21 protein-coding genes are annotated in these 24,110 nt (G+C 44.2%); 3 read left to right on the forward strand and 18 right to left on the reverse strand.

The window, feature by feature from the left end; all coding sequences use genetic code 11:
* Positions 1–4 precede the first annotated feature (4 nt).
* Together GC102_RS12665 and GC102_RS12670 are read right to left on the reverse strand one after the other, a co-directional pair.
* Positions 5–1,414, reverse strand: coding sequence for a PAS domain-containing sensor histidine kinase (locus GC102_RS12665; protein ID WP_171689870.1), 1,410 nt, complete (start codon positions 1,412–1,414; stop codon positions 5–7).
* A gap of 148 nt (positions 1,415–1,562) precedes the next feature.
* Complete coding sequence (locus GC102_RS12670; protein WP_171689871.1) at positions 1,563–2,120, reverse strand: class I SAM-dependent methyltransferase; 558 nt, start codon at positions 2,118–2,120, stop codon at positions 1,563–1,565.
* Positions 2,121–2,418: 298 nt separating this feature from the next.
* Between GC102_RS12670 and GC102_RS12675 the strand changes: the two genes are divergently transcribed.
* From GC102_RS12675 to GC102_RS12685, 3 genes are all read left to right on the forward strand, one after another.
* Positions 2,419–3,297 (forward strand): pentapeptide repeat-containing protein, encoded by an 879-nt coding sequence (locus GC102_RS12675; RefSeq protein ID WP_246320891.1) that lies wholly within the window; start codon positions 2,419–2,421, stop codon positions 3,295–3,297.
* Positions 3,298–3,557: 260 nt separating this feature from the next.
* Positions 3,558–3,959 (forward strand): NUDIX hydrolase, encoded by a 402-nt coding sequence (locus tag GC102_RS12680; RefSeq protein ID WP_171689873.1) that lies wholly within the window; start codon positions 3,558–3,560, stop codon positions 3,957–3,959.
* Positions 3,960–4,019: 60 nt separating this feature from the next.
* On the forward strand, positions 4,020–4,166 hold the full coding sequence (locus GC102_RS12685; protein ID WP_216628037.1) for a hypothetical protein: 147 nt from the start codon (positions 4,020–4,022) through the stop codon (positions 4,164–4,166).
* A 136-nt stretch (positions 4,167–4,302) separates the two neighbouring features.
* Here the strand turns inward: GC102_RS12685 and GC102_RS12690 are convergent, their stop codons facing one another.
* From GC102_RS12690 to galU, 16 genes are all read right to left on the reverse strand, one after another.
* Positions 4,303–4,803 carry a hypothetical protein gene (locus GC102_RS12690; RefSeq protein WP_171645214.1) on the reverse strand — a complete coding sequence of 167 codons (501 nt, stop codon included), beginning with the start codon at positions 4,801–4,803 and terminating at the stop codon, positions 4,303–4,305.
* Positions 4,804–5,105: 302 nt separating this feature from the next.
* Positions 5,106–7,727 (reverse strand): discoidin domain-containing protein, encoded by a 2,622-nt coding sequence (locus GC102_RS12695; protein ID WP_171689874.1) that lies wholly within the window; start codon positions 7,725–7,727, stop codon positions 5,106–5,108.
* A 19-nt stretch (positions 7,728–7,746) separates the two neighbouring features.
* Positions 7,747–9,246, reverse strand: a complete 1,500-nt coding sequence (locus tag GC102_RS12700; RefSeq protein WP_246320892.1) for a glycosyl hydrolase — start codon at positions 9,244–9,246, stop codon at positions 7,747–7,749.
* A 222-nt stretch (positions 9,247–9,468) separates the two neighbouring features.
* Positions 9,469–10,839, reverse strand: a complete 1,371-nt coding sequence (locus GC102_RS12705) for a sugar phosphate nucleotidyltransferase (RefSeq protein ID WP_057306545.1) — start codon at positions 10,837–10,839, stop codon at positions 9,469–9,471.
* Between the two features lie 32 nt (positions 10,840–10,871).
* Positions 10,872–12,203 (reverse strand): UDP-glucose dehydrogenase family protein, encoded by a 1,332-nt coding sequence (locus GC102_RS12710; RefSeq protein ID WP_171645219.1) that lies wholly within the window; start codon positions 12,201–12,203, stop codon positions 10,872–10,874.
* 4 nt (positions 12,204–12,207) lie between these two features.
* The gene (locus GC102_RS12715; RefSeq protein ID WP_171689875.1) at positions 12,208–13,308 is read right to left on the reverse strand and encodes a glycosyltransferase; all 1,101 of its coding nucleotides are present in this window, start codon (positions 13,306–13,308) and stop codon (positions 12,208–12,210) included.
* A 30-nt stretch (positions 13,309–13,338) separates the two neighbouring features.
* The gene (locus tag GC102_RS12720) at positions 13,339–14,481 is read right to left on the reverse strand and encodes a glycosyltransferase family 4 protein (RefSeq protein WP_171689876.1); all 1,143 of its coding nucleotides are present in this window, start codon (positions 14,479–14,481) and stop codon (positions 13,339–13,341) included.
* Positions 14,450–15,712, reverse strand: coding sequence for a glycosyltransferase family 4 protein (locus GC102_RS12725; RefSeq protein ID WP_171689877.1), 1,263 nt, complete (start codon positions 15,710–15,712; stop codon positions 14,450–14,452). The genes GC102_RS12720 and GC102_RS12725 overlap by 32 nt, the downstream gene beginning before the upstream one ends.
* Entirely contained in the window at positions 15,696–16,529 is an 834-nt protein-coding gene (locus GC102_RS12730) for a glycosyltransferase family 2 protein (protein WP_171689878.1), read from the reverse strand. The genes GC102_RS12725 and GC102_RS12730 overlap by 17 nt, the downstream gene beginning before the upstream one ends.
* Before the next feature lie 31 nt (positions 16,530–16,560).
* Complete coding sequence (locus GC102_RS12735) at positions 16,561–17,928, reverse strand: lipopolysaccharide biosynthesis protein (RefSeq protein ID WP_171689879.1); 1,368 nt, start codon at positions 17,926–17,928, stop codon at positions 16,561–16,563.
* Entirely contained in the window at positions 17,870–19,381 is a 1,512-nt protein-coding gene (locus GC102_RS12740) for an O-antigen ligase family protein (RefSeq protein WP_312883245.1), read from the reverse strand. Before GC102_RS12740 ends, GC102_RS12735 begins: the two co-directional genes overlap by 59 nt.
* Positions 19,374–20,159, reverse strand: coding sequence for a WecB/TagA/CpsF family glycosyltransferase (locus GC102_RS12745; protein ID WP_171645225.1), 786 nt, complete (start codon positions 20,157–20,159; stop codon positions 19,374–19,376). The genes GC102_RS12740 and GC102_RS12745 overlap by 8 nt, the downstream gene beginning before the upstream one ends.
* On the reverse strand, positions 20,159–21,496 hold the full coding sequence (locus GC102_RS12750; RefSeq protein WP_171689880.1) for an O-antigen ligase family protein: 1,338 nt from the start codon (positions 21,494–21,496) through the stop codon (positions 20,159–20,161). The genes GC102_RS12745 and GC102_RS12750 overlap by 1 nt, the downstream gene beginning before the upstream one ends.
* An 8-nt stretch (positions 21,497–21,504) precedes the next feature.
* Positions 21,505–22,437, reverse strand: a complete 933-nt coding sequence (locus GC102_RS12755; protein WP_312883246.1) for a glycosyltransferase — start codon at positions 22,435–22,437, stop codon at positions 21,505–21,507.
* Between the two features lie 29 nt (positions 22,438–22,466).
* On the reverse strand, positions 22,467–23,183 hold the full coding sequence (locus GC102_RS12760; protein WP_171689881.1) for a sugar transferase: 717 nt from the start codon (positions 23,181–23,183) through the stop codon (positions 22,467–22,469).
* On the reverse strand, positions 23,152–24,090 hold the full coding sequence (gene galU / locus GC102_RS12765) for a UTP--glucose-1-phosphate uridylyltransferase GalU (protein ID WP_171689882.1): 939 nt from the start codon (positions 24,088–24,090) through the stop codon (positions 23,152–23,154). Before galU ends, GC102_RS12760 begins: the two co-directional genes overlap by 32 nt.
* Between the last annotated feature and the right edge of the window lie 20 nt (positions 24,091–24,110).

Here is a 24,110-nt window from a genome sequence, read left to right on the forward strand (position 1 = left end):
AGCCCTATTTATTAAAAGGTAATTCGATTTCCACCGTAGTACCCTCATTAATTTTGCTTTGAATTAACAATTTGCCTCCGTGCCCTTCGATTATCCGTTTACAAACCATAAGCCCTAAACCGGTGCCATTCACTTTTGTCGTATAAAACGGCTCCCCTAACTGGGATAACCTCTCGCCAGAAATGCCTACACCTTGATCTTCGATGCGGATCACCACACCTTGATGGATTGGATTTCGGATAGCGATTTGAATAATTCCCCCATTAGGCATAGACTCGATGGCATTCTTTAAAATATTAATTAACACCTGTTTGATTTGATCTGGGTTACAATAAATGGCGGGTATATCTGGATCCATATCTATATGTATTTGAACGTTGTAGAGATGGGCATGAGGCTGCAGAAAACCAACCACACTTTTGACAAGTCCTAGGGACGTACTCTCCATGTAACAATTCAGATGTGGTTTTGCCAGAGTCATAAATTCATTAACAACATAATTAATATGCTCTAATTCTTCCAACATGACATCAACGTAGTCTGCATTTTTCGCCTTTAGTAATTTCACAAAACCTTTCAAAGACGTTAAAGGATTACGTATATCATGTGCGATCCCAGCTGCCAATTGACCAATGAGCGACAGTTTTTCTGATCTAATAATGGCTTCTTCAGACTTTTTGCGCTCAGTGAGATCACGTATCACGGTCTGTACGACAGGAAACCCCATGTTTTTGTGGACATAAATGGAGGATATTTCGGCATCAAAAAAAGTTCCATCTAATTTTTGCAGCTTTATCTCCATAAACTCCGTATAAGAATCCGACTGCATCACATACTGAAGCCGCTCCAAAATGAACTCCTTGTCACTTATACAGAAAAAATCATAGATTGATTTCCCCTTGAAGTCATCTGAAGCAACACCACCAAACAGCATACAACAGGCATCATTCACAAACTGGATGATACCATCGTTATGCAGAGCAATGGGTTCTGGATTAAGTTTAATCAACCTTCTAAATTGTTTTTCTCTTTCTAAAAGCTCCTCATCGGCTCTTTTCTTTTCACTAATATCCCTTTCCACACCAATAAACCCAATAACAACTCCTTCGTTATCTTTCATTGGTGAGACCGTAACATTCGCATAAAAGGTAGATCCATCTTTTCTTAGTTTTAACGCTTCGAAATCCGAACTTTGCCCCCCATTTATTAAAGACTGGTATAGCCGAAGAGCATCTCCCTTATATTTATCTGGAGTCATCGGCAATACTTTCCCGATCACTTCTTCTCTTGTCCAGCCATGTAATTCTTCAAACTTCTTATTCACCTCTAACACTTTTCCATTAACATCAACGACGACAATGCCGTCTGAGGTTAAATTCATAAAGGAATCGATTAGATGTTCTTTCAATTTCAAGAGTAAACATCCCCTTACTTCAAACAAGTGATTGTAGGCTAATTCGTCTCTAATGGAAAAAAACCTTTATTACAGTTAGGATTTTCAAAAAATTATTAATAATATGATTCACTGCCGCCTTAACATGGTTACACGGAGTCACTTATACTCACTTCTGTTTTTTTCTAGCTTCAATTGTTACAAAAATGTCTCCTAAATGTTTATTTATTTCAATTATCTCTATCTCTTCTTCTTTCAGTAAATGAATCGTATCTCTATTCAAATGACAACCATCACAAGCTCTCTTCCATACCGGTGACAGGAGATCTTGTAACTTCCCCAATATGGCATTTTCATGTCGAACATGCTCAAATAATAGAATTGTTCCCGTAGGCTTACACACTCTACTAATTTCTCTAATCGCTTTTACTGGGTTTGGTATTGTACATAAAACTAGCGTCCCAACCACAGTATCAAATGAATGATCTGAAAATGACAATTGCTCAGCATTACCTTCAATTACATGGATAGGGGTTTTAGCTTCGGAAGCTCGCTCATACGAGGTCTTCCTTAGAACTGGATTCGGTTCAATTGCTGTTACAGTTACGTCCTTATAGAAGCTGAAATTAATCCCTGTTCCGCATCCGATTTCCAAAACTTCTCCCTTTGCTTTATTAATTAAGTTGGAGCGAATATCTATAAATCTTTTAGTCTCCAAGGGTTTCATTAATCTATCATAATTATTAACGAACCAATTACTGCGGATAGGTATCTACTCCTTTTTTTGAGAACCCACTCTCATTTTGATATTCTTGTTGGAGCCAATATCCTGGGAGAATTCCACTATCTCCAACTAGCTCCTAGTCATAGGCATAGATTGACAGAAAAAAAATTCAGTAATACTATAATAGGATTGAAGAAATTACTCATTTTTCATACATAAAAAACATTCTATGACCATCCCATAGCCTTGCTGATTAAAATAGACAAGTATGAGAATATGGTGTAGCGGAAGGAGGACAACATTGTCTGAGAATCACGAATATGCAGAAACTTTAAACGGCAGGAATCCTCTCAGTTTACAATCTGACTGCGAGAATTGCTTCGGCTTGTGCTGTGTCGCACTGCCTTACGCAGCTTCATCTGACTTCGCGATCGACAAAGACGCCGGCCAGCCCTGCCCTAACCTGCAATCGGACTTCCGCTGCGGCGTTCACACTAACCTCAGGCAGCTGGGCTTTCGAGGTTGTACGGTTTATGACTGCTTCGGCGCGGGGCAAAAGGTTTCCCATGTCACCTTCGGCGGAAACGACTGGCGTCAAGTCCCAAGTTCCGCTAAGCAAATGTTCGAGGTGTTCCCGATCATGCGTCAACTCCATGAGCTGCTCTGGTATCTGACCGAAGCACTAACATTGCAGCCGGCCAGTCCTATCCACGGTGAACTGAGCTTAGCGCTCGACGAAACGGAACGCCTCACTCACCTTAGTGCCGACTCTCTCATGGAACTAGACGTGGCAGTACACCGAGCCGATGTCAATGTTCTGCTTCTGCGGACGAGCGAACTCGTGCGAGCCGAAGCCCTGCGCAAGCAGAAGAAACCCGCTGGGCGCCAGAAGACCTACGGTCGTGGAGCCGACCTTATCGGAGCTAATCTCAAAGGTGCCGATCTCAGAGGAGCTAATTTGAGAGGGGCCTACCTTATTGCAGCTAACCTCAGAGGTGCCGACCTGAGAGTGGCTGACCTTATCGGGGCTGATTTCCGGGATGCTGATCTTAGTGGTGCCAACCTCACTGACAGTATCTTTCTCACCCAAGCCCAACTCAACGCGGCGAAAGGCGATGGCGACACCAAGTTGCCACCATCGCTCACTCGACCTACTCACTGGTCCAAAATCAAAGCATAGAGCATCGTATTAAGAGGTCAGCCAATTTTTACTGGTTGACCTTTTTATTTAGCCATAAAGTATGGCAATCGTTAGCCCATTTCCTTGCCCATCTTACAATATGTTCTATTTCGGTATAACCAGTTGAAATACCTTTTTCATAACTAATCTCCCGCTACTTCAATTATAGTCAACAGCCCGCCGCAGCAGCCTGATCAATAAGTACACTCTTGTATTCCGTTATGCTATAATTTCAGAAAAATAAGATAAGGGAGATCTGGATGACTACAATAATTGATAAGATTGCATGGATATATGTTGTTAATGGTCAAATATTAAGCGCTCGTTCCAAAGGAAAAGACACCTATTATTTACCGGGAGGAAAAAGGGAGCCCGATGAAACCGATATCGAAACTCTTTTACGAGAAATAGAAGAGGAATTATCCGTTCATATAAATCCAGAAACCGTCTTGCATTTTGGAACATTCGAAGCTCAAGCCCATGGTAAATCGGAAGGTACGCAAGTAAAAATGACATGTTATACGGCGGATTTTGATGGAGATCTGAGTCCAGCTTCTGAGATAGATGAATTAGTTTGGTTAAACTATACTGACCGGGATCGCGTATCTCCTGTTTGCCAAATCATTTTCGACAAATTAAAAGAGATGAAGTTGCTTTCATAATCCACTTAATCAAAGTTGATTTAACTCGGTAACATGTAAAATGAAAGGGTGCCGACCGAGATGGTATACGAATTGTTCAAGAACGGACCCTCGGCGAAACAATTATTGATCGTACCCGGTGCCGGACATGGCCTGGCTCGACATTCTGATCAGGTAAGGTATGACCGCGAAGTAGCTCAATTTATCCGTACGTATGTGAAGGAATAACGGGAATTATCCAATTGGATAAATCAATAAGCAATACTGCCACATGTTCGTGAAAAAGTAAGGAGCTGCCCGCGGCAGCTCCTTACTCGTTTATATCGTACTTTATTCAACTAAATTCCCTGTTTGACTTATCTCATCAGTGCACTATCTTTTTTAAAAGATCTTCTACTTTTGCTTGCATGGATTGTATGGTTGTTTTCCTATATTGAATACCAAGCCGGAGTACCTTCAATTGCTGTCTTCGAGAAAGCCTTCGAAAGCGGGGCTCCCTTTTCAGAAAAGTACGAATGATAGACCAGCTGTTAACTGCAATCTTATCTGGTGTAATGTAAGGAACCTCATAAGGTAGTTGTCGTTTCCTGAAACGATTAATAAGTGTACCTACACTTGCAGAAATCTTTCCTTCATCTACAAGACATACAGCAGAACTTTTTTTTGTATGCTTTTTGAGGAAATCGAAATGATGATGTCCGCCCAGGATGACGTAACCACCTTCTTTTCTGCTTTTTCGCACAATCAACAGATGCATTAGATCTTGTGCAACTTTTTTAAACTCCTTATTTCTTAGTGAGGTCTTAGCAGCGATACTTTCCGGCTTAATCTTACTTAGAGGTAGATATTGCACTGTATATCTCAACTGTACCCCTCCTCGTCACACCGTTGTTAAATTTAATCTAATCTAAGTGTATTCCGTTAGTGCTGGAGTGTGAACTCCCGCTCATAAATGTCGCTCACTTTATCTAGGACCTTACGTCCTTGATCGAGAATTTCAGCTCTCTTACTTAAACCTCTATCGAGGCCATTCAAAAATGAGTGACCTAGTAAGAAAGCGGTTGGTTTTCGGGAACCAAAACTTATACTTTCTAAAGTGGCTACAAAAAAACAGCTCTCCTTCGGAGTAGCTGCCCTTCCTTCACTGCTGATCGTGATAAGCTTCTGTCAATCCGTTTTGTGACCGTAAATTTGCAGATCATGAATGGACCAATAATTCCCTGCTTTCACTGTCTGGACAATCTTGACGTATCGCGCATTTTGTGGATTGAAGTTGATTTCTAGTACGCTTGTGCCAACACCCGATGCGACTGAAGTTCCCCAATTGAAGCCGTCAGTAGATACATATACTTCATACTTCCTTGGAAAATCATTCGGCGAGTTCTCACTTCTCAGCACAATTTTGTTGATTGTGAACGAGTTCTTCATATCAATTTGATAAAATTGCCCGGGTACTTGAGCTATCCCTGTATCCCAGCGCGTATAGGGACTGCCATCAATCGCACCTTGAGGTTTGCCAGAACTGCTGGTTACTCCCCATTCTGCCCGGTTCAGGGCAACTACATCGGTAGTCGTCGCCGTTGCCGCTTGCGAAACCTCTTCTGAGCCTGAAACTCTGATCTGATACGTGTATTTGTTTCCAACCAACGTATCCGTATCGGCAAAACTAGTTTCTGGCACTTGTTCAGCGATCACTTCGTAACTGCCCTCACCCGTACCTATTTTTCGTAAAACATCATAACTATGTGCTCCTTCTGATTCTTTCCAGCTAAGCTCAATCGCATGATTCTCTATAGGCTTTGCCTGAATCCACGCAGGTGCAATAGGTTTTACCCCATCAGTCCGTGTCAAGATATACTGCACAGCTTCACCCGGAAGCAGCGTTTCCTTGAATTCAAGCTCAGGGGCTGCTTGCAGTCCTGTCAAATACGTACGAGCTGTTTCATAGGTATCACCCGCTCCGAATCTTTCTCCTTCATACAAAGCAGCTTCGGGCATAGTTACTTTGGCGTGTATTGTTTGCGTACTCGTCCCAAAATTTACAAAGTTAAGCAGAATTTTGTCCGACTTTGCTCCTGATCCTGGGAGTGCAGGCAATGTCGATGTATCCACGCCGCGAAAATAAACAAGCTTATCAGCTAACTCAGACTTGTTGGTAAGTTCGTAAACTAGCGGTTTCCCATGCGTGGCATAGGCTAGATTCAACCTGCGCATAACCCCAACCCGCGTATCTTTGTCCGTTAAGTTCTTATGAATCTTCATTTGCGCTGGGTTTTGATTATTCAAATCAATCCCCGACTCAAACAAGGCATATTGCGGATAAAAGGCTGCATGCTGCATAAATATATCGGCATATCCGATATGAGCCCTCATAATGCGATCGAAGACCGCCGATTGGGGCTGCGTAGCACCGAATTCTTTGGGATCCATATGGCTATCTGAAGTTCCATACTCCGTATTCAACATTAGTTTCTTAAGGCCATCCTCTGCCCCTCCGAATGTTTGCAGATTTTCTAAGAAGCTTCCATCCTTATTATCGGAATACGAATTTCCGTAAGCATGCCCATTCGTTAAATCTGTCAACTCTTCTAGCTCCATTCGCTGCTCCGAATCGTCTTCCCACCCGTCGGGTTCTCCACATTTAAACATGCCAGACGAGGTTTGATTTCTACATGATCTAATGTTGTACTTAGGTGCATATGCCCAACCGGGAGCCACTGTTTTCACATGAGGAGCAAGCTCAGGTAGATGGGTTTTTAACCACTTCGCAATGGCTAGATTCACCCCTTTGGAGCGATTGAACAGGCCTGGTTCATTATCAATCTCATAGTATTGAAACATGGACCCATACTGCTTCACATAATCCAATAATTTATTCTCTGCATCTGCAGGCAGTGTGCCATCTTCTTTCAGCTTAATATTTCCTGTATGCAGATGAAGAGCTACCGCTCCAGTATTGTAATCACGCAGGGTTTCGTAATAAGATTTGATCGACGAACACCCCATCTTCACATCTGTCGCACAATCTACCCTCATCACATTGCCGCTGTAGGCGATTCCTAACCATTTCAAAACATAAGGAAGGTGCCTTACTGCTCCCTGATCATAGTAGAATGACAGATTGCTTACCTTCGTACCAGATTCCACATATCTCCCATGAATCGGTTCTGCTGCAGGTGAGGACAGCGCATCAAGTGCTAGGTAATCCCATTTCCACCAGAGAAATTTATTCTCCTCTGCCGTACAATACAAACAGCCTAAGGCTGACAGCTTCAATTCGTTATTTCCCAGCTGCAGCTGCTCCTTAGGGATATATAGCTCATATAATTTCTTGTACGGGTAAGTACTTGTTGTCCCCCCAACTCCAGCAATCTGGATGATGCCAGAAAGCATCTTGTTAGAGAAAACCGCCATCTGAGGAATGGCTTTGTGAGCATCCAGAATTCGAACTCGGAAATGAACACCATATTCAGGTATTTCAGTGAGCGGGAAGTTGATCGCAAAGGTAGGATTCAAGGATTTATTAAGACCTTGAGGCACCGTGTCCCAAGCATCCGTCTGCTTCAAGTCGGGCGTTACGGTGTAGCTGCTCTGTCCCGCGCTTTCGTTTCCAAACTCCAAATAGGAATCGTTCTGATTGCCCAACATCCATATTTGATTGCCAATCTGATTGGAAACTGCCATCACGTTTACAAAATCTGTTTTTGCCGATGCATTGTAGTTATTCGAAGCCGAGGTCAGGATCAGTAAGATCAATAAGGCAGTTGGTACAATCACATATCTCATCATGTTAGATACCTCTCAACCATCAAGGAAGTAATAGGACACTCGCGGGAATAATTTCTTTCACTTGGGACGGGCTCGTCCACATGACTTTAGCAACAGCACCATTCGTATTATCATAATATTCGACTTTCAAATCAACAGGCACGCCAGCGGTTAGTGCAATGCTTCCGGATCGTTCCACCCAGCTTTGATTAAACCAACTATCAATAACCAACACGCCATTCACCCAAACTCGGATGCCATCGTCACTTAAGGTAGAAATCTTATAGGTTTCCGTATATTTGGGCTTAAGTTTACCCGTCCATCTCACGGAAAACGTATCTGCTTGCATAGAAGGGAAGGGCGCCGCTGTGGACCAATTGAAATCAATCTTGGCATCTTCCTTCGTTTCCTTCAGCGCGGTCAAATCCTTATTATCGTAATATTCCGCTCGCAACCCGTATCTCTCATCCTGTAAGACAGGTTGTTGTGAGATAGGTGCTTTAATAGCTTGAAGAGACTCTCTTGTCAGTAATTTGGTATTCGTATAGAAGGATTCAATTTCTTGTAGGTTATTATTTTCAGCCAGCATTTTGCCCCATGTCATCAAATAGGCCCATTTGGGCTGTTCATTCAAAATAGTGCCGCTAGGCAGCTCACCATTTTCTCCCACGGCTACAGGCTTACCATTAGCCAATTCCACAATTTTGGTGTAATAATCCGAATGGTAATCATTGTCATAGATATCAACGGCGAGTACATCCACCTTATTTTCTCCAGGATAAGTGGCTGTATACGAGTCAGACCATGCATTCGGTGCATTCGGACTCCACACCCAAAGCAAATTGTTCAACTTATGCACATTAACGAAGCGGTCGTACATGATATTCCATAAGGCAGGAAAGTTGCTCTTCTTGCCCCACCAGAACCAATTACCATTCATTTCATGATAGGGGCGCCATAAGACAGGAACACCTGCATCTCTAAGTTTCCCTAAGTACAGGGCAGCTTTATCGAGATCTGCAAGCAATTGCGCGTACTGGGGAGTACCTGGCGTAACGTACTTATCAAAATCGGCTTGGTTCATTTCCTTCTTTACATTTGACCAGCAGAGGCACGTTCCCGGAATACTTTCATGAAATGATATCGTTACCAGACCGCCAGCCTGATTCCACGCAATCGCACTATTAACCACCTTTTGTCTTTGATCTGCCAATTGACTTTCTGATTGATCCGCAATAGCACCGAATTCATAACCATGAAGACCCGGATATTTACCAGTCAAGCCTTTGACTTGATTCGTCCATTCATCCGGGCTTTCTAGGTAATCATGCTGTCCGCTAATAATACTTACACCCGAAATGGCGTACAAATGCTGCAGTACTGCCTTAGCCTCGTACGTAGCTTGTGAGTTGATAGGAACAACTGACGCATTCGTTACGTTCGGGTGAAGCAAGAAATTCGGTGCTAGCAAAGAGAGTAGAAACAATAAGGAAACCACCTTCTTACGCACACCCACCTTTCCAAAAAAATCGATCATCATCTTTCCTCCAGTATCGTAGATTGACACAATGAACCCCGATTTACGCTTCTAACACACGTGTTCATCCTGCTTAATCTACCATACAGGTCATATATTAGATTTGTATAAGCATTATATAAATGTTTTGAAAGTTTTTCCAATTTCAGTTATGCTTTCAAACAAGGAATCGCCTTCCATTCGCCAAAGTCGAATAGAAGGCGGTTCGTTGTTTCAAAACAAATCTTAAATAAATTGGTGAAGGGGGATATCCTTCCATGCCATACAAATACGAACCGTGTCTTCTTCAACTAATTCGGATCCGCTTTGGACCTCGATAAATTCAACATCCGTTATGGCTCGAATGCTGTGCCTAGTTCCATCTGGAATTCGAACGACATCACCAGGCTTCACTTGATAGAGCTTGTCATTAATGACAATATCCGCAACGCCGCTTACGATCGTCCACACTTCACTGCGTTTATAATGCAGCTGATAGCTTATATTTTTACCTGCATGAACGAGAATCCGTTTGGTCAGCACCTCATTATCTTCCGCATATTTGACATAGTCAATCACGCGATAACGTCCCCACCTGCGCTCCTCATACATCGGACGATGTTCAATTTTATTCATAACTTCCTTAATGCGAGGACTTTCCGACTTGCTCGTTACTAGAATACCGTCAGGACTGACAGCAATGACGGCGTCCTTAATCCCAATCACCGTAACTGGAATATCTAGCTCATTAATCAAATGGGTATTCTCGGAATCCTCAGTCACGATGCCCGTTCCGATTTGGGATCGACTCATTTCCTCTGTCAGTGTATTCCAGGTGCCAAGGTCTTTCCAATAGCCGTCGTAAGGTACGACAACACAGCTAGCTTCCTTCTCTACGACTTCGTAGTCAAAGCTAATTTTCGTTAATCTATGATAGTTTTTAAGCATTTCTTCATACTGAATCGGGATGCCCTTCTCCACCATGACTTCAATGAGATAGCCTAGTCGGAAAGCGAAGACACCGCAGTTCCAAAGCGCCTTCTGCTCAATCAAGGCCGCCGCTTGTTCACGATTCGGCTTTTCAGCAAAATGGTTGACATGAAGAGCTTCTGACCCTTCTCTGCGTTTGTCAGAGGGAACGATATACCCGTATTTCTCAGACGGAACCGTTGGAACAACGCCCATTAGTGCCAAATTCGCATCCGTTTCGTGCAGAACATACTCAAGCTGCTTAATTTTCTGAAAGAAAGCCTCATCGACATACGGATCTACCGGTAACACCGTAATCACTGTGTTCAGGGGCAAACTTTCGACATCATACATATAAGCAGCAGCAAGCGCGATTGCAGGGAAGGTATCTCTTCTCTCAGGCTCGACTATAAGCGGGGCATCGCCACCCAATTGACTTATGATCATTTCTACCTGGGAGCGGTTCGTTGCTAAGTAAGCATCATCGCCGAGGCCCGTATTCTGCAGTTGTCTCCATACACGTTGAACCATGGATTCGCTTCTGCCTTCAGCATCTTCAAGTACCCTTAAGAATTGCTTAGATCTGGAATCATTGGACAATGGCCACAGTCGTTTACCCGACCCGCCGGAAAGAAGAACCAATTTCATGAATACCACGCTCCACTCGGTTTATTTGACAATTATCTAGCCAGCGCTTTTGGACGGGATGCTCCGATCAAGTCAGGTCTCCCGACGGAATAATATTTGAGCCCAGTTCCCTGAACCTGCTCTTTGCTAAACACATTGCGACCATCAATAAGAATTGGCTGCTCCATGACAAAAATGAGCTGTGACAATGGAACCACTTTGAATTCTTCCCAATCCGTAAGTAAACAAATGGCGTCGGACCCCGTGGCTGCCTCCAGGGCATTCTCACACCACTGAATCGCCGGATGGTCGATACGTTCCCTAAATTTCTCCATTGCAATGGGATCATACAGCTTCAGCCGTGCTCCCGCACGAATCAGGGTTTCAACGATTTCGATGGATGGCGCATAACGAATGTCATCCGTATTCGGTTTAAAAGACAATCCCCAGATGCCAATGGATTTGCCGCTTAGTGGACCGAGGGACGCCTCCAGCTTGGAAATCACTTTATAACGCTGCGATTTATTCACCTCGACAACCGACTTTAACAATTGAAACTCATAGTCGACATTGCCAGCAATTTGAATCAACGCGTCTGTATCCTTGGGAAAACAAGAACCCCCGTAGCCGATACCCGCACTCAGGAAGGAAGAGCCAATTCGCTTATCTTGCCCCATTCCTTTGGCAACCTCGGTGACATCTGCGCCAACTTTCTCGCAAATGTTGGATATTTCATTAATAAAAGAAATTTTGGTCGCCAGAAAAGCATTAGAAGCATACTTGATCATCTCTGCGCTGCGAATACTTGTAACGAAAATTTGATCAGTAAATGAACGGTGCAGCTCAGTGAGAGGTGCGGCTAAGCTTGGATTCTCAATCCCGAGGACAATCCGATCCGGATGAAGGGTATCGTCGATCGCCGAGCCTTCCCGAAGAAACTCTGGAATCGATACGACGTCGAAAGACTGCAACGTATTCATGGCAATAATCATTTGAATATGCTCGTTCGTACCAACAGGAACAGTGCTTTTCGTTGCAATGATTTTATAGCTGTTCATCGCCTTCCCGATTTCCATGGCCGCTTGCTCGATATACGCCAGATTAGCCTCTCCATTTGGTAAAGAAGGTGTGCCTACCGCAATGATAATGAGTTCGGATTGGCTGATGGCTTGTGCCAAATCAGAGGTAAAGGCCAACCGACCGGCATTGAGATTCTTCTCCATCAGTTGTTCAATACCAGGTTCATAGATCGGAGATATCAGGTTTTGCAGCTTTTCAATTTTCTGTTCATCGTAATCCACACAGATTACGTTATTGCCCACTTCAGCGAAGCATACCCCGGAAACTAACCCCACATACCCCGTCCCGATTACTGCAATATCCATACGATTAATGCCCCTCTCTGAATTGTTGGTAAGCCTTACCCATGTAGTCTTTTAGTTTATCCATGAATGTTTTCTCATCAAATTTCTGCGCGTGCTGCACGATTTGCCTTACATCCCATGCATGGTTTTCCACTTCCTGAATCGCAAGCAGCAGATCTTCTACCTCTTGCCGTTTGAAGAACACACCATTCACATGAGGCACAATCGTATCTAGCGCACCTCCTGCCTGATAGGCAACAACGGGTCTTCCGGCAGCATTCGCTTCCAGCGGAGTAATGCCGAAGTCCTCCTCACCAGGAAAGATTAATGCTCGGCACTGCGCCATCATTTGTGTGACCGAACCGTCATCCAGCCTTCCCAGGAAACGGATATTCCCTTTGGCCATTGCCTTAAGCCTCACCATGTCGGGTCCTTCTCCAACGATGTATAAAGGCAGTCCATTTCGATTAAATGCTTCTACCGCCAGATCAATTCGCTTGTACGAAACAAGTCTCGATACAATTAAATAATAATCATCAATGGAAGATGAGCTGTGAAATCGCGACGTATTAATCGGAGGAAAAATAACATCGGAATCGCGTTGGTAATAATTTCGAATGCGATTTTTTACGACGGAGGAATTAGCGATAAATTGATTCACATTAGCCGACGTTTTTTGATCCCATTGCTTAAGCCTATCGATATAAATCTTCAAAAGCCGCTTCATCACACTTGAATTGCTTTGTCGCTCCATATACGTGTCATAATCCCAAGCGAATCGCATCGGTGTATGGCAGTAACAGAGGTGAAACGTATCCTTTGGAACCTGAATACTTTTCATGAAAGCGCTGCTTGAGCTAAGCACGATATCGAATTCTCGGAAATCAAAATCCTTAATCGCAAACGGGTATAGGGGGAGCATTTCTTTAAAATGGCTTTTACCACCTGGCATTTTTTGCAACCAGGAAGCCCGTATATCCGCATCTCTTAGCTCGTCGAGCAGGCGATTATTGCTAAACATGGTCGTATAGATGGGAGCACTCGGGTACATTTGGTGAAAGACCTCAACCACTCTTTCGGCCCCGCCCATTTGAACCAAATAATCATGCGCGATTGCTATTTTCATTTGATCCATCCTTTATTTACTAGCGGATAATTACGAGTTAGCAATTAAACCTGCATAGTAATGAGTGATTTGGGTAACAGTTCGTTCGATGACAAAATGTTGTTCCACGCGTTTTATACCATTCTCACTCATTCTGCGCCGCATCTCTGGATTCTCCAGCAGGTAGCGTATGGAATTGGCAAGCAAAGCGGGATCACCGGGCGTAATGAGAAGTCCCGTTTCGCCATTTACAACCGTTTCAGTCGGACCGCCTTCATTAGAAGCAATTACGGGTAATCCAGCCGCCATACCTTCTACAATGACCTGACCAAATGGCTCAGGAGTTATAGAAGTATGCACCAGAAGGTCCGCTTGCTGCATTAATGTTTGAATGTCATCCACATGTCCCAATAAGGTGACATTGTACAGCTTGTCATCGGCCATTTGCTGAAGCAGCTGCTGCTTATACGCGTCTTCCCCGAACAAGGCATCCCCGGCTAACCAGAACTGAACCTGCTGATCGGGTAGAAACGATTTGGCAGCTTCGAGTAAAATATGTTGGCCTTTCCACTCCGCCAGCCTGCCAACTAGCAAAACAACGTAGGGCTTCATCCATTTTTTCTCTACAGCAATCCCTGAATTCTTCGTTTTTGCGAAAGCTGAGTAAACAACTAACGTTTTTTTCGATTTCGGCAAATGCAGAGCATTCAAGGTTGAATTAGAATTCGCTATGACGCCGTTTGGCAGCAAGCGGGACATCAATCGTATCGCCTGAGCGACGATCGGTTTCAAGTACGGAACTCCGATATGGTCCCGGATATGCCAGATAAGAGGAATGCCTGCCAATTTAGCAGCTACAGCTCCATAAAAAGCAGATTTTAACGAATTGGTATGTACACAGACGACTTGTTCTGCTTTCAATAATTTGGAAAGCCTCTTCCCATAGGTGAGAAGCTCAAAAGCGGCCGATACTGCTTGCAAATTCAACGCATTCCGGTTGCGATTGCGTACCTTATCACTTAATGGCAGAACGCGAACGTCGATACCTTTTTCTCTTAAGCGATCTACAAGCGCTCCCTCTTCAGCCACGATAACTAATGGGTCTACTTCGTTTCCGAGATGGGTAATAATGTTATAAAGTGCGACTTCTCCCCCGCTCCATCTAGCGGTATGATCCAAATAAGCTACCCTCATCCTGTTCACGTCCTCCTTTCTTCCCAGCGCTTACCTGACGATTGCCGCCGTAAGCAATCAAATGCTGATCGATTACGTGATTAAATACACTATCTACCTGTTTGGATACACGATCCCAGGTGTAATTCTCCAACACATGGCTTCTGCATTGCTCTGCAGTTGGCCACATTTCACGATGCCGCAATAAGCGAATTAATCCAGAAGCCATATCTTGGCTGCTTTTACCTGCAAACAGCATATCTGGTCGGTATTTCTGAAGAATTTCACGATTGCCTCCAATCGGTGTTGCCATGACTGGTACCCCGGCGGCCATTGCTTCTACGGTAATTAATCCGAAGCCTTCCAACGCTTGAGAAGGTACAACGAACAGATCAGCAGCCTGATAATAATCAGCAAGCTCGCCATCGGGGATGTAGCCCAGCATTCGAACGCGAGACTGGAGACCATATTCAGCAATTCGGCTTTCCAGTTCTCCTTGCAGCGGCCCTTTGCCACCGATGAACAGCACGGCATCCGGAATCGTTCTCGCAACCTCTTTCCAAGCTTCCAGTAATTGAAGAAGACCCATTCGGTTGACTAATCTTCTTAAGGTCAACACCGCTGTCGTCCCTTCCTCCAGCTGCAATTTCTTTCTTATCGCTGTGCGATTCACAGCCGGCTTGAACCGGGCAACATCAGCTCCGCCTGGTATGATGTGAATCTTTGAAAGCGGGACACCGTATTGGTGATGAAGAATATCTCGGAAGGTTTCACTTAATACAATGAATGCATCTGCCAGCCGATAAGCTTTCATCTCCCAGCTCTTGGCGATCATTGTTTTGATTCGATGCTTAAGTCCCTTGCCTTCGAGCCTAATTTCCTCACTCCAAGGACCATGAAACGTCATCACCACCGGTATATTTCGCGCTTTGGCTTCCATGGCAACTCCTATACTATAGGGAGCAAAGTGGGAATAAACGATATCGATGTCCTGCCCATTCATCAGTTCAGCTGCGTGCTTCCGAAACGCATCTCGTCTTTTACTTAACTTCAAATCGGTGACGGCTACGTTCGTGACGCGGAGGTCATCTTGAACGACCGGCTTATTCGCACTGCATACCAGCGCCTCCAGCTCATGACGGGTAGCTAAGCTTTCGCAAATATGTTTGAAATAAGTGTTTAGTCCTCCAGGCTGTGCAGATGGCCAACCCATTCCGGTACACAGGATCCGCAAACTATTGCAGTGTAGCATAAGCTTTCCCCTCCTTAATTGGCTCTTGGGACTGTTTCACTCTTTTCCGAGCAAGCCCAAGCTCATACTGTTTCATACATACTAGGAATTCGTATATTCCCCAGAAGAGGGCTACCGCAAGTCCCGGAATACCCTTCCTATACAGGCCATGAACGATATATTTCTGTACAAATCGCAAGGGAGGGCGAACGATCATTCGCAGCAAGCTAAATCGTTTCCCCGCAGCAACAGCGCCTTCGGCTTCCAGATCGGTATACTTATTAAACCGCTGAATATGATCATGAATACTGCGGAAACCATAATGCCATAGAACACCTGGCACATACTCGATATTCTCACTTGCGACATCCGGTGTTTCATGAACAAGACTTTCCCGGTACTGAATTTCGGTACGGTTATATAGACGGACAAGCTTCTCGCCCTTGCCCATCCAGCGTCCTAGAAAGTCACCAATACGCAAGACAGCATAGGCTTTGCTCGGATCGGACAAGTCACTTTTCAACTTCACGATCGAAGCTGCTAGAGGTTCACTAACAACCTCATCCGTATCAATAACGAAAATCCAATCATAGGTAGCTTGATCACTGCCATAAATACGCTGCTTTGCATAACCAGGCCAAGCGTTCACATATACCTTGCAGCCCAACTGCTCAGATACACGGACTGTTCCGTCTTTGCTCCCGCCATCAATTACAACAATTTCGTCTGCAAAAGGCTTGCAGGAGGCAATCGCACTCGCTATTCTCGTTTCATCGTCTTGCGCAATGATGACAACAGAAATCCGATTCTCTCCCACAGCGTCACTATAGTGACTCATTTCGTTCGCCCCTCCCCCAGTTTCAAACAAATTATTTGGCTTTATATGCTGATATTGCTGAAAGTAACCAACGCACATCATCTTTATTAATCAATAATTTAGGAAGCTTCGTCTTCAAGGTGAATTTGACATTAAGTAGAATAAAGACGAATCGCAGTAAACCCGATGATAATATGGCCATTCCCGCACCGAACAATCCGAACTTCGGAATCAGTACCGTTAGTAACGGGATGACGATTAGCAGCCCAATCCCTTGCAGAATCGTAACAATCTTGGGCTTGCCTAATGCCATGAACGCTTGAGCCAAAACCATGGTTCCACCAGAGATGGAAACTTCGAGGAGCAGCATTCGAAAAACACTGATCGCTTCCTTAAAATCAGGGCCATACAGTAAAGGCATTACAAAAGGTGCAACCAGCATAATCATCATGGAGCAAAGTAAAGCGACACAAGTGCTGATCCTGTAAACACGGAATGTCATCTCAACAACTTTATCCTTAGGTAAACCCGAAGCTTTCGGGAACAACACCACGATAATGGATGTAGAGAAAATGTTGACTACACGGGAAAGGCTTACCGCCACCGCATACAGTCCAAGCTCCGTTGGATTAAGGAGACCGATAATAACAATTTGATCGATATAATAGGAGACATTACCCATTAAATCATTGCCGTAAGATCCAATACCGTACCGGATTAATGTCTTAAAGGATTGAAAAGCATCCTTTATCACGAATTTGTATTGATTAAGTAAGCGCACTGTCGTCCATATGTAAAAGGGAACCGCCGGAGCGAGATAAGCCACGGCTGACGTGTAAGGATTCATTGTTCTTGTTAGGATTAGCAGCCCTAAGCCGATGAGCGTACTAAGCGGAACAAGAAAGCGCAGACGGTTGAACAGCTTATATTCGCCTCTCACCTGCATCATCGCATTATTAATCTGAGACAATACGATGAGAGGTACGAGCACCATGGACCATTGGGAGAAAAGGACCACGCTGTCTGAATACGTACGGAGCCAATAGGGTAAAACCAGTATCCCCAAGCTCATCGCAAGCATGCCTGCTGTCAAACCCATGAGAACAGCGGTCGAATAAAGCTTGGCGGAATCCTTCATGTTCTTTTTCACGTTGTAAATAATGGCGGAAGGCAGACCGAAAGTGAAACTAAAGGCTAGAAACTGAGACCATAAGACCATAGCCGCTTGCTCTCCACGGCCGGATGGTCCTAGAAATCGTGCTGTTAAAATACCTGTAAGCATATTAATCACTAAGATTAGTACACTGAAAAACATCGTTCTGATGGAAGCCGAGATATGACTCTTGCTTGAAAAGAATGCTTTAATGAAGCCGAATAGAGGCTTTATGCGGACTATTTTCAAGTTGACTGGTTGCTGCATCCGAAACTTGCCTCCTCTCTTGAACGATCGTTTGATGCGCCATAATTCCAACTCCTACGACCATCCATAGTAGAAAGCCTTTCAAACCTGTATACCCATTTTCGAAAACTAGACAAATAATACTTCCTAGCAAAGCGGACAGCGCGATTTTACTGTAAAGATTCAAACCGTCCGTTTCATTTTTTTGAGATAAGAGGAATCGAGTGACAACCCATAGCGCCCAGAAGAACAGCAAGCCTCCGAGGATACCAAAGGTTAGAAACACAGCAACAAATCCATTATCGAAGATGCCATATTCGCCAAGTGCTCCCCCGTTACTCAGCTTGGTGCCGACACCGATACTGCCTAGACCTAACCCTAGCGGTTTAGCAAATAACATGGGGAAAACCGTATGGAAGAAATCAAGTCTTTCATTATACGAATGATCGTCTTGTATAGCTGTCATTGTGCCCAAACGATCCACAAGCCCTTGTGCACCGGGAAGCTTTGGAATAATGACATACATGGCTCCAATTACAGCTGTTAATTGAGCAATTAATTTCCATTTTTGTCTACCAGCTGAAACGGCTGTGTAAATGACAATATCAATGAACAACATAACCCAGGCAGAGCGCACTAATGTGATAAGCAGTCCCACCGTTACGAGAATAACACCAAGCCAACCCAGCGAACCCCGCCACCTCTTATCCAGAATCATCGGTGCAAGTGCAGATGCCAGATACGTCCCTGCCGGTCCTGGGGAATTCAGCGTAGAGAACACTCGGATCTCCAAGGGAAGCGGTTTTCCAATGGAAGTCATCTCCACATGATTCATCCAGAAAGCATCCCATGGCGGCACCATCACATATTGGATAATGCCATAAACAGCAATCAAGATCGCGGTATCAGACAATGCTATAAGTAAGCGATCTAGAGCTTTACTATCAAATTTAGACAAGGCTGCATAAGGGATTAACAGTATTGGAATAAAATAATTAGCTAAATCGTATAAAGCTCCGCTGCCATTTTTCGCTATACCATATAAACTTCCGTATAACAGCACAATCGCTAGATAAATCAGCGCTTTGTTAATTCGAGAATCCATTTGATGTAACTTGGAGATGACCGGTATTATCACTACCGCACTCGTTAGCAGTGGCGCAATACTCAACAAGGAGACAGAATGGTACGTACCTTCCATCCAATCCTGGATTCTCCGGATCTCCGGGCATATGACCCAAACGAGCAGAATATAAGGAATCAATCGACGCGAGTCTATCAGAGCCATCACAAAAGCAGGAAACAGCAGCATCAACAAGATTGTGATCTGTATACTAAGTTCAGGATCCAGGGTTGCACTAGAATAACCGATGAGTAAAGAGACAAACAAAGCCATTCCAACCAACAGGATTGTCATCCGACTAGCCTGCGTCGTGATAAAAGGGGGCTTAATCATTTTGCTTATTTCATCCACTGTTGATTCCCGTCCCCTCCCGTTTCATCTTGAATTGCTTAACAACTTCCCGCCATAGCAAGACAGCAAACATAGCATCGTGAACCAAGTAACGCTTCCATAACCTTCGCGGTTCTTGGGCAAGACGCCAGAACCATTCGAATCCTGTTTTCTGCATAATGTTCGGAGCTCTCTTCACTGTGCCCGAAATGAAATCGAATGTTGCGCCTACGCCAATAGAGATCGGGACTTTGTACTGAAGATAGTTCTGGTAAATCCACTTCTCCTGCTTCGGAGCGCCAACGCCAACAAACACAATGTCAGGCTGCGTATCAATTAGCATCTGAATAATTTGCTCATTCTCCTCTTTTTTCTTCTCGAAACCATAGGAGGGTGAATAACAGCCAACGATATTCAGATTTGGAAATACGAGCTTCAGATTCTTTACCGCTTGCTCCGGAATACCGACAGCTGATCCTAAGAAAAAAAGCTTGTATTGTCTGCTTGCAAAAGCTTCACCTAACTTTGTGAACAAGTCGGATCCGGATACCTTCTGCTTGAGCGGTTTACGGAGCATCTTCGATGCCCATATGATCGGCATACCATCTGCAACAATGGCACCTGCACCTGAATACACCTTCTGAAACTCAGCATCCTTTCTGAGCTTGATTAAATGATCGACATTACAGGTCAAAATGTAAGAATGACTTTTCTGGCGTATGACCTCATCCATATAGGCAAGCAAGTCCAGAAAATCATAATTATCAAAATTAACATCGAACATAGTCACTCTACTCATCAGATCACTTCTTCTTTTTTCGAATTTGTCGTTGACAGAATATACAAGCTATTCAAATACCAGCAAAAAGGAATGATGAATTGAACAGTAGATAAGGTGTTATCCGACAAGGAATATAGAAAGAACGCCAGGATGAACGCCACGTAGTAAATCTTAATTCTCTGCGGGATTACTCGATAGATCATTCCAAATAAGACTAGTAACGATAGAAACAACAGGCTGCATCCGATATAACCAGCATCATAATAAAAGCGGATGTACTCGTTATGGGGAACCACAAAACCTTCATATAAACTCCCGTCATTCGCAACGGTAACCGCACCTAGCCCTCTACCTGTCAGGGGGGAATCTTTCACCCCTTTTAAGAAGTAGCTCCATGCTTCTGTTCTTCCAGACAAGTCAATTCCTGTACCTGTCTGGCGTTCGAACGAACGCTTTGTCATATTGTCCCACTGCACATAGACAGCTCCACCGATCAAGGCCAAGGAACATAGTAGCGGGATTATTAAGATTAGCTTCCCTTTGATATACTGCTTAACCATATCGAAGAAATAGTAAGCAGCCATGGCCAGCATGGCGAGGATAGGTCCTCTAGTTCCCGTAGCGATCAGAATCGCAAAGTTAGCAGCCAATGTACAATAAAAAAACCTGGCTTGCAGTGGATTGCGTTTGGTCTCTATTAAGGCAACCGTAATGCCTAGAAAAGCTAGCATCGCCAAATGGGGTGCGATATTCGCCCCTTGTACCCGAATCGCTCCCGTGAACTCCACATTGAGAAACGAATACAGATGAGCCAATTGAAGGAGCACCCCAGTTCCAACACTTACCAATGGCAATAAACAAATAATCCGGATATGCCTTTGCGCTGTCCCTTTATTCCATTTAATCATGAGAAAAAAGAAGGGAAGCGCCAGTCCGATAAATGCTTTCAAGGTGAGTGATAACGTCAGCCTTGGATGCCAATCTGAGAAGAAGATGGTAAGGAATAACATGCTGGCGATAGCTGCTATGGGATAGATGAACTTCCATCGAAGTCCGTTTTGCAGCATGCTGGGAACTAACAGAATTAAAATCCCAAGTTTATAAAGAGAAATAATCTCTAGCCCAGGCATATTCGCTTCGACGATGTAGTTAATCGATATGGCGGTTGAGAGCAGGACTAGATAACTCATTTTCTCCGGCTGGTAAATGGCATAAACGAATGAGAAAAGCACGCCTAGCCCTAAGATACTGAACAGAGGCTGATAAGCAGCCGCTACGCCCACCATGACTGCAAGAAGTACATAGACCGCACCGTAATACATTGGCTTTTTCTGAATTGAAAGATCTGGCGTCATCAGTATCCTCACCCTATTAAGCGCATTTTTCCACGTCTACTGAGCGTGTCTAACGTGCCTTTTATGCTTTGCATTCGGCATGTAATCAGCAGTTTTCTTCCTTCGGTACGCGCGAACAAGGCATCTACGGCAATATAGAGCACCTTGCTGGCAACTTTACCGAGAAGAACAATCTTGCTGATTTGACTCTTATGCATCGAGCCATTCGTAACACCTTGATAATAATAGCGCTTCTTGATCCAATCTTTCGTCAAGCGGCTATCTGGGATGAAGTGATCGACCACCATGGAAGGCTGATAAAGAATAGCCTTCCCTTCTTTCTTCATCTGCTCAAATATCCAGGATTCCTCTCCAGACAGCAGCAGTGTCCCCTTCCTCCCTAAGTCAGTTGGGAACAAGTACTTGTCATGAAAGGATTTGCGAATCGCCATATTCGCGCCAAAGGGATGCCTGTTCATCGGATATTCATGCACAGTTGCTCCCATGTCAACAATCGTATAGGGCAGCTCCAGCTCTTCGATCAGCCATTTCGGCCGTTCACTTTCGAAACGAGGTCGAATCACACCTCCCATCGCATATACATCTTGCCGAGTATCCAAGGTGTCTATGATGGTGCGAATCCATTCCATGCAAGGAACTGCATCATCATCGAGAAAGGCGACAATATCACCCTTAGCTTCTTGAATACCTCTATTTCGCGCAGCTGAAAGCCCTTGGGTTTGTTCAAATAGATAATGAACATCCGTACCCCCTGCTTGACGCTTAATAAACGATTGTGAGATCTCTCGCGTATGATCTGTGGAATTGTTATCCACAATGAGAATCTCAGCTTTGTCTATAGCCTTTAAAGCAGGTAACGAGTTCAAGGTGATTTGAAGCAAATCCGCACGATTATAGGTACAAATGACAATGGATACCCTTGGTTTAGGATGAATTAGCACGATGGTGTTACTCCTTTCCCTTCTGATCTCTAAAAGGCATCTTTGGAGCCAAGAAGGACCGAAACTGTTTTCAAGATGATTTTCAAATCATAGAAAATGCTTCGTTCTCTGATGTAAGTCAAATCGAGTTCAACCATTTGTTCGAAGCTTAAATTACTTCGTCCGCTGACTTGCCATAAACCCGTGCAACCAGGTGTAACGGCCAAACGCTTCTTCTCGTATGGTGTATACTCACTAACTTCATTCGGCAAAGCTGGTCTTGGTCCGACCAAGCTCATGTCACCGACGAGTACGTTCCACAATTGTGGTAACTCATCTATACTTGTTTTGCGCAGTAATCGTCCTACACGTGTAACGCGAGGATCATTCTTCATCTTAAACATCGCGCCTTCAACTTCATTCTGACTCATCAACTGCTGCTTCAGCTCTTCCGCATTGGACACCATCGAGCGAAACTTATACATCGGGAACAGTATTTCGTCTTTACCTACTCGATTTTGTTTGAAGAAAACAGAGCCTTTAGGATCTTCCACCTTAATCCAGATAGCAATGATGATAAATAACGGTGTCAGGAAGAGAATGCCCATGATGGACAGCATAATATCGAGCATCCGCTTTACAAACAAATAGGAAGCAGCGCTTTTCGCTTCTTGCGGTCTAGGAGTAGTAGCCGTGTAGTAGCTCTTCTGGGGAATTTTCTGAGGTCCCAGATACTCATAATCCTCCTGCAGTTCGCGCAAGCTCATGGTCTCCACCTCCCAGATGCTCTAAAATTGGTGCATACTGCTCCTTGATAAGGATAGCAGCCATCGCTTCAAGTACATCGGGCCGAAGATCTTTACTCTCCAAGGCGAACGCCATTGTCGTTAGAATGTAACCAAGACGTTCACCCACATCATAACGGATTCCGTCAAAATGATACGCTAGCACTCGTTCTATTTGATTAAGCTTCTGAATCGCGTCTGTCAGCTGAATTTCTCCGCCAGCGCCTTTCTCCTGAAGCTCCAAAAATTCAAAGATTTTAGGGGAGAACACATATCTACCCATAATGGCAAGATTGGAAGGGGCTGTGCCTAATTTTGGTTTTTCAACCAAGTCTTTCACTTGATACAGGCGGTTATTTTGCTCACCTGGATCAATGACGCCGTAACGATTGGTAAGCTCTGGCGGTACGGTTTGTACGCCAATGACTGAATTTTCTGATAATTCATATTGCTGAATGAGCTGTTTTAAGCAGGGCACTTTCCCTGTGACAATATCATCGCCTAGCAGCACAGCGAATGGTTCATTCCCGATGAACCTTCTTGCACACCAGACTGCATGTCCAAGACCTTTGGGTTCTTTTTGACGAATGTAATGAATCTCTACCTTGGATGAGCGCTGAACTTCCTTGAGAAGCTCCAGTTTCCCTGTTTCCAACAGCTTGTTTTCTAACTCGAAAGCATTATCGAAGTGATCTTCGATTGCCCTCTTCCCTTTGCCGGTAACAATAATAATATCTTCGATTCCGGATTCGATGGCTTCTTCCACGATGTATTGAATAGTCGGCTTGTTGATGATTGGGAGCATCTCTTTGGGCATTGCTTTCGTAGCTGGCAGGAATCTCGTTCCTAGTCCTGCGGCCGGAATAATTGCTTTTTTCACCTTTTTCATCTCTCTCATCCTCCTACCGA

The organism is Paenibacillus germinis (assembly GCF_013141785.1).
Classification (GTDB): Bacteria; Bacillota; Bacilli; order Paenibacillales; family NBRC-103111; genus Paenibacillus_E; species Paenibacillus_E phytorum.

Bases quoted from the DNA above. Each gene is read 5' to 3' on its own strand.
- GC102_RS12670 (WP_171689871.1), bottom strand. From the start codon at position 2,120: ATGAAACCCTTGGAGACTAAAAGATTTATAGATATTCGCTCCAACTTA.
- GC102_RS12680 (WP_171689873.1), top strand. From the start codon at position 3,558: ATGACTACAATAATTGATAAGATTGCATGGATATATGTTGTTAATGGT.
- GC102_RS12685 (WP_216628037.1), top strand. From the start codon at position 4,020: ATGGTATACGAATTGTTCAAGAACGGACCCTCGGCGAAACAATTATTG.
- GC102_RS12695 (WP_171689874.1), bottom strand. From the start codon at position 7,727: ATGATGAGATATGTGATTGTACCAACTGCCTTATTGATCTTACTGATC.
- GC102_RS12700 (WP_246320892.1), bottom strand. From the start codon at position 9,246: ATGATGATCGATTTTTTTGGAAAGGTGGGTGTGCGTAAGAAGGTGGTT.
- GC102_RS12705 (WP_057306545.1), bottom strand. From the start codon at position 10,839: ATGAAATTGGTTCTTCTTTCCGGCGGGTCGGGTAAACGACTGTGGCCA.
- GC102_RS12710 (WP_171645219.1), bottom strand. From the start codon at position 12,203: ATGGATATTGCAGTAATCGGGACGGGGTATGTGGGGTTAGTTTCCGGG.
- GC102_RS12715 (WP_171689875.1), bottom strand. From the start codon at position 13,308: ATGAAAATAGCAATCGCGCATGATTATTTGGTTCAAATGGGCGGGGCC.
- GC102_RS12720 (WP_171689876.1), bottom strand. From the start codon at position 14,481: ATGAGGGTAGCTTATTTGGATCATACCGCTAGATGGAGCGGGGGAGAA.
- GC102_RS12725 (WP_171689877.1), bottom strand. From the start codon at position 15,712: ATGCTACACTGCAATAGTTTGCGGATCCTGTGTACCGGAATGGGTTGG.
- GC102_RS12730 (WP_171689878.1), bottom strand. From the start codon at position 16,529: ATGAGTCACTATAGTGACGCTGTGGGAGAGAATCGGATTTCTGTTGTC.
- GC102_RS12735 (WP_171689879.1), bottom strand. From the start codon at position 17,928: ATGCAGCAACCAGTCAACTTGAAAATAGTCCGCATAAAGCCTCTATTC.
- GC102_RS12745 (WP_171645225.1), bottom strand. From the start codon at position 20,159: ATGAGTAGAGTGACTATGTTCGATGTTAATTTTGATAATTATGATTTT.
- GC102_RS12750 (WP_171689880.1), bottom strand. From the start codon at position 21,496: ATGACGCCAGATCTTTCAATTCAGAAAAAGCCAATGTATTACGGTGCG.
- GC102_RS12760 (WP_171689881.1), bottom strand. From the start codon at position 23,183: ATGAGCTTGCGCGAACTGCAGGAGGATTATGAGTATCTGGGACCTCAG.
- galU (WP_171689882.1), bottom strand. From the start codon at position 24,090: ATGAAAAAGGTGAAAAAAGCAATTATTCCGGCCGCAGGACTAGGAACG.